This is a genomic window from Fulvivirga lutimaris, assembly GCF_009711525.1.
Classification (GTDB): Bacteria; Bacteroidota; Bacteroidia; order Cytophagales; family Cyclobacteriaceae; genus Fulvivirga; species Fulvivirga lutimaris.
Genome location: NZ_SMLV01000021.1, coordinates 1 through 307 on the forward strand (window position 1 = coordinate 1; position 307 = coordinate 307).

The window sequence follows — 307 nt, forward strand, 5'->3', positions numbered from 1 at the left end:
ACTACTGTTGACATTTTTAACTTTCTTGTTCTCATTAACCCTTCTTGCTCAGGAAAATAGTGTTACTAATTACTTTATCAAGAATTTTGATTATAAGCAAACTGGATTACCATTTGCGAATTGGCAAATAATTCAATCAAATTCAGGTATCATTTATGTTGCTAATTCTGAAGGGCTACTTACTTATGATGGAATACAGTGGAAAAATCATCTATCAACAGCCTGTCTTACAATTTATGAATCCAGAAACGGGATTATTTATTTAGGTAAATCTGGCGATTTTGGTTTCTTGTCTTCAGATTTAAAT

Annotated in this window: 1 pseudogene; it reads left to right on the forward strand. The window is 30.9% G+C overall.

The features are described 5' to 3' along the window. Nucleotides 1–307 (forward strand): annotated as a pseudogene (locus E1140_RS21595) (hypothetical protein); the annotation flags it as partial.